The 5,257-nt window shown below is 29.9% G+C and carries 5 protein-coding genes; 2 read left to right on the top strand and 3 right to left on the bottom strand.

Annotation, left to right across the window (positions count from 1 at the left end; all coding sequences use genetic code 11):
* Nucleotides 1–282 (bottom strand): S46 family peptidase (locus tag Q0C58_RS09370; protein WP_290700535.1); only part of this gene is annotated, 282 nt, incomplete at its 3' end.
* Nucleotides 283–676: 394 nt separating this feature from the next.
* Between Q0C58_RS09370 and Q0C58_RS09365 the strand changes: the two genes are divergently transcribed.
* On the top strand, nucleotides 677–1,819 hold the full coding sequence (locus Q0C58_RS09365) for a methionine aminotransferase (RefSeq protein WP_290700533.1): 1,143 nt from the start codon (nucleotides 677–679) through the stop codon (nucleotides 1,817–1,819).
* A 5-nt stretch (nucleotides 1,820–1,824) separates the two neighbouring features.
* Nucleotides 1,825–2,607 carry an amidohydrolase gene (locus Q0C58_RS09360; RefSeq protein ID WP_290700530.1) on the top strand — a complete coding sequence of 261 codons (783 nt, stop codon included), beginning with the start codon at nucleotides 1,825–1,827 and terminating at the stop codon, nucleotides 2,605–2,607.
* Here the strand turns inward: Q0C58_RS09360 and Q0C58_RS09355 are convergent.
* Nucleotides 2,591–4,204 (bottom strand): Ig-like domain-containing protein, encoded by a 1,614-nt coding sequence (locus Q0C58_RS09355; protein WP_290700528.1) that lies wholly within the window; start codon nucleotides 4,202–4,204, stop codon nucleotides 2,591–2,593. The two genes, Q0C58_RS09360 and Q0C58_RS09355, sit on opposite strands and share 17 nt — an antisense overlap.
* A 95-nt stretch (nucleotides 4,205–4,299) precedes the next feature.
* Nucleotides 4,300–4,914, bottom strand: a complete 615-nt coding sequence (locus tag Q0C58_RS09350) for a phosphoribosyltransferase family protein (RefSeq protein WP_366841567.1) — start codon at nucleotides 4,912–4,914, stop codon at nucleotides 4,300–4,302.
* Nucleotides 4,915–5,257 lie beyond the last annotated feature (343 nt).

Raw genomic sequence — 5,257 nt, 5'->3', positions numbered from 1 at the left:
AGAAGAATGCGACTGTATTTGCGAGAATCCACAATGATGATTTGTTAAAATTAGACCTTGATCACTTATTATTTCGCTTGTACAACCACCATTAAAATGTCCAATAGCATCTTTAAGGCTTGAATTATTTACATCGTAAATGTCTTTTGCAGTTAATTTACTACCAAGGTTGGTCATTTCGTCTTCGTTCATGCCTTCTAAAAGTGAAGGAATCCACATGCCACCTTGTTGTGCAGAAACATTAATTGTAATAAGAAGTAAAAGGAATTTTAAGAATTTCATAGTTATATTTTTTTAATAGTTCAACAATATACTCAAAACAAATAGGTTTTTAAAATGAAGTGAATATACTGCTCATGAATTTGAAAAATTTGTTTGTTCATTTTGTCTTGATACAAAACGAACCAAAAAATCACAATCAAAATAGGAAATCACTAAAGTGCCATTCGCTTTCGGAATTTCGTGCTTAAAGCTTTGCTTTGCATCGACATTCCTTCGCTCTTTATTTCTTTATTTTGATGTTCCCGATTGTGTCGGAATTTAGGTGGAGGTTTCTTTACTTTTTTTAATTTTTATTTAAAAGCCAACTTCCTTTAACTTAAGGAAGATGCTCAACATATTTATATTTGTGACATTCGGAGTAAAACATTTTTAAATTTCTAGTTATATTTAGAACATGAAACACCAATCTAAGCTTCCAAATGTTGGCACAACTATTTTCTCTGTTATGAGTGCATTAGCAAATAAGCATAATGCAATTAACTTATCTCAAGGTTTTCCTAATTTTAAAAGCGACCAAAAACTAATCGATTTAGTATCGCAAGCCATGAATTCTGGTTACAACCAATATGCACCAATGCCTGGTAGTATGGAATTGCGAGAAGCAATTGCTAATAAAATGGATTTGCTATATCAATCGAGCTATAATCCCAATTCTGAAATTACAGTAACAGTAGGAGCTACACAGGCAATTTATACTATAATTTCTGCTTTTGTTAGGCAAAATGATGAAGTAATAATTTTTCGTCCAGCTTACGATTGCTACGAACCTGCTATTGAAGTTAATGGAGGAAAAACCATTTCTATACAATTAAATGCACCACATTATAAAGTGGATTGGGAAGAAGTAGCTACACATTTTTCAAGTAAAACAAAAATGATTATTATAAACACACCACAAAATCCAAGTGGTTCTGTGTTTTCTGAAGCAGATATGTTAGCATTGCAAAAGCTAACAGAAAATTCAAATTGTATTGTGTTAAGCGATGAAGTTTACGAGCATATTATTTTTGATGGTTTAAAACACCAAAGTGCATGTAAATATCCTGGTTTAAAATCACGAAGTTTTATAACAGCTTCTTTTGGTAAAACATTTCATAACACAGGATGGAAAGTTGGGTATTGTTGTGCGCCAAAAGTGCTAATGGACGAGTTTAGAAAAGTACATCAATTTAACGTGTTTAGTGTAAACCATCCAACTCAAAAAGCATTAGCAATTTATTTAAAAGAACCGAATAATTATTTAGAATTATCAGGATTTTTTCAAGCAAAAAGAGATTTATTTTTAAGTTTAGTAAAAGACTCGCGATTTAATTTTGAGCCTGCAAAAGGAACCTATTTTCAGGTGCTAGATTTCTCTAAAATTACTCAAGAAAACGATGTGGATTTCGCAAAACGACTAACCATAGATAATGGTATAGCATCAATACCATTATCGGTTTTTAACGATAATAATAAAGATGATAAAGTATTGCGTTTTTGTTTTGCAAAAACAGACGATACTATTAAACAAGCAGCAGCAATTATTAATACAATATAAAAAGTATGCAAGACCAATTAAAAATAGTGTTAATTCAATCTAATCTAGTTTGGGAAAATGCTGTTCAAAATAGAATTAATTTTAGAACTAAAATAGAAGCTATTTCACAGCAGGTAGATATTATTGTATTACCAGAAATGTTTACCTCTGGTTTTAATATGAATGCCAAAGCTATTGCAGAAACTAAGGAAGGTGAAACTGTAGCTTGGATGCAAGATTTAGCCAAACAAAAACAAGCTTCAATTGTTGGTAGTATTGCTGTAATAGAAAAAAGTAAATATTATAATAGGTTACTTTTTGTAAAACCAAATGGCGAAATAATACAGTACAATAAAAGACATGGATTTTCGCTTGCTGGAGAAGATAAAATTTTTACTGCTGGTAAAGAGAAAGTAATTATAGAGTATAAAGGATGGAAAATTTGTCCGCAAATATGTTACGATCTTCGCTTTCCTGTTTGGTCTAGAAATGTAGAAGAATACGATGTGTTACTTTACGTTGCTAATTGGCCAAAAGCAAGAATAGCAGCTTGGGATGCCTTACTAAAAGCTAGAGCTATAGAAAACATGAGTTATTGCGTTGGTGTTAATAGAGTAGGCTTAGATGGGAACAATTATGAATATCCAGGACACTCTGCCGTTTATAATGTTTTAGGCGAAAAATTAACCTTAGAAAATAGTAATAAAGAAACTACAGAGATGGTAATATTGCATAAAATGCACATCGAAAAAAACAGAAGACATTTAGGTTTTTTAAACGATAAAGATACTTTTAATCTAACAGTTTAAGCGTTGTTACTTCCTCGAATCCTGCAGTACCTTCAATAACATCTGGATGATAACTTACGCGTTCTGGTTGGATGCCTTTTAGGTAATCTCCAGTATCGTATTTGCCGTTTTTATTGCTATCATAAATAACACGTAAATAAAAATCTTTAGGGTCTAAATATCTAAAATCTACAGGTTGCGGTTTTTCTATATATTGTTCTGCTACTACTTTATATTTAGAATCTGTAAGTTGTACAATTACTGGATATTTTGCATTCTCTAAAATAATTCTTGAGTTAAAATATTTATATTCTGTTAGCGTTTTAACACTGTAATTAAGTGTGTCGTTTGTGTTTTCAAACAAATCGGTTAATGCATCTGGAAGTATTATTATTTTGTATTTATTGTCTTGAGTTTTATTAAATTTAACAGCATAGTTGTTTTTTAGGCTATCATATTCTGTTTTAAAATCTACAAGAGCAGAATCCTTATCGCGAATAGTAATTTTAGTTTCATCTATTTTCTCAAAAGGAATATTAGAGCTTATAAAAAAGTCTTTTTCTACACCAATATTTCCTTTTGGGTTAGCTTGTACTACTAAAGAATCTCTTTCTTTATCTTTTATTTTTACAGTAAACGTATCGATTGCTTTAAGATTGGTAACTTTAAAAATTAGCGAATCTACTTTTAATTTCGGGTTGTAAAAGTATAAAAGCGAATCGGCTTTTTCATCTTTAAAATAACGTCCTTTAAAGCTATCGGTTACTTTAGAGAGTAATTCTATTTTAGTGTTTTTATAGTCGCCTTCGTATCCAAAAATTATTTTTTCGCCAGCTACAAGGCTAGGCTTAGATGCTCTATAGTTTGGTTTTTCGGCAAATAATTCAAGCTCAAAAGTTTTAGAAGTATCTTGAGGTAGTGTAATAGGCGTTTCGTAAAATGCTATTTTTTCAGTTTTTTGCTGAAATTTATTATCACCATTTCTATCTTTTAAAGCACGAAGCATGTATTTACCTGCTTTTATATTTTCAACTTTAAAAGAGGTAGTGCTATCTAGCGTATTGGTAATATAATTTGGTTGTGTTTTGTATATTAAAGAATCTGAGTAGGTAGAATCTACTTCGTATAAAGCAACCGAGACAAAATCATCTACCTCAGAAATTAATGCATCTTTAATGCTTCCTTTTACAGAAAGCGAATCAATATAAGATCCTGTAGAAAAAACATACCTATAATATTTAAATGCATTTTCTTCGTTATTATCTACAATACTATTTCCAAAATTAAAAGCATACGTTGTATTTGGCTGTAGTGTGTCGAAAATTTTAATGGTAATGTATTTACTAGCAGAGCCAAGAGGTGTAATATCTGGTTGCGTTTTCATTGGAGGTGAAATTACCAATTGCTTACTTAAGTCTTTTGTTTTTATATACTCATTAAAATAAATTCTAATTTCTTTACTATTAAAATTTGTAGTGTAATTTTCTGGTTCAGACTTTACTATTTCTGGTGGTAAAATATCCTTTTCTCCACCACTTGGTGTTCCTCTATTAGCACAACTAGCAATAATTAGTGCTATAGAAATAAAAAATAAAATATTATAAAACCGGTTTTGCATACTATAATTAATTGTTTGCAAAATAACACAAATAGTATTGTTTTAAATACTGTATTACAAAGAATTTAACTTTTTATACTAAACCATTAATGGTATTAAGCTATAGCCATAGTAGCAATGCTAATTTTTAAATTTTCGACTTTGTTAAGTTCTTGCATGCAGGCTTCTAGAGTAGCACCAGTTGTAATAATATCGTCCACTAAAAGAATGTGTTTTCCAACTATTTGTTGTGCATTATTTAAAGCAAAAGAGTCGTTTTTTCCTGTCCATCTAGAAAACCTGTTTTTAGTTACTTGAGAAGATGTGTTTGTTACTTTTAACAATACATTATCTATATAATCTGCTTGTAAAGCAGTTGCAATTTCCTTACCAAATTTTGCAACTTGATTGTAACCTCTACTTCTTAATTTTTTTTTATGTAGTGGTACAGGAATCACAATATCTATATTAGAATATGCTTCGCAATTGCTTAGTTCTGTTCCTAACCAAGTGCCTAAAAAGATCCCAATTTGTTGTTGTTCTTTATATTTTAGTTGATGTATTAATTGCTGCGTGATTCCTTTTTTTTCAAAATGAAGTAAAGCAGTACCAGTTTCAATTTTTGCTCTTCCATAAAACGATTTGGAAATAAAAGGATCTCGATTTAGGTGGTAATTAGTAAGCGGTAGCGAATGCCTACAGTTTGTACACAAGTATTTTTCGTTGTCCATAAGCTGTAATTGGCACGTTAAACAAACTTTAGGAAAAAATAAATTTAATAGAGATTTAAGCATTTTATCTAAAATACGCTAACAATTTGATTATCAACAATAAAAATGGATATAATTCTTTGATTTTTTGAAATAAATAATGAGAACCTTAAAATTTATTCTGCATTAGATACAAATAATAAAAGCAACTATGCGTATTTAAAAATAAGTAGAGAAATAGTAACAAATAGAGCCTGTTTTATAAGTGTATTTTACCATGGATAAAAATTAGGAAGTACAACCATTAGATTAAAATAAAAATATCCTTTAATATTATTAAATAAACCGTTCCAAATTTGGAACG

It is taken from the genome of Lacinutrix sp., from assembly GCF_023299985.1.
Classification (GTDB): domain Bacteria; phylum Bacteroidota; class Bacteroidia; order Flavobacteriales; family Flavobacteriaceae; genus Lacinutrix.
Note: the sequence above shows the minus strand (reverse complement) of the source record. Positions and strands in the feature narration are given on the sequence as shown.